The organism is Rhizobium sp. 18055 (genome assembly GCF_902706285.1).
Taxonomy (GTDB): Bacteria; Pseudomonadota; Alphaproteobacteria; order Rhizobiales; family Rhizobiaceae; genus Rhizobium.
Window position 1 is genome coordinate 1 of sequence record NZ_CACSKD010000225.1, and the last position, 463, is coordinate 463.

Genomic DNA, 463 nt, shown 5'->3' on the forward strand with positions numbered 1-463 from the left:
GCCTGGCGCTGGCCGAGCGGCTGGCGGGGGCGCAGGGGCTGCAGATGATCGCGGTGCTGATCGGCGTGTGCGTGCCGCTCTTCAACATCGCCGCGGTGTGGCCGATGGCGCGCGCGGGGCAGCACGGGTTCCTGAAGGAGCTGGCGCGCAATCCGCTGATCGTGGCGACGGCCACGGGCCTCGCGGCCAACCTGCTGGGGTTCCGCATTCCCGGGTGGATGGAGCCGTCGGTGACCCGGGTCGGCGCGGCGTCGATCGCGCTGGGACTGATGTCGGCGGGCGCGGGCATGCAGCTCGGGCTGCTCACGCGCAGTGCGCTGCTGTCGGTGTCGGTGCTGTCCATCCGGCACCTCGTGCAGCCGCTGGTGGCCTGCGTGCTGGCGCGCTGGTTCCGCCTGGATGCCGTGCAGACCACGGTGCTGATGGCGTTCTCCGCGCTGCCCACCGCCTCCACCTGCTACGT

Annotated in this window: 1 protein-coding gene; it reads left to right on the forward strand. The window is 72.6% G+C overall.

Features of this window, described 5'->3' with window-relative positions:
- Positions 1-463 (forward strand): AEC family transporter (locus tag GVL52_RS31995; protein ID WP_368735339.1); only part of this gene is annotated, 463 nt, incomplete at both ends.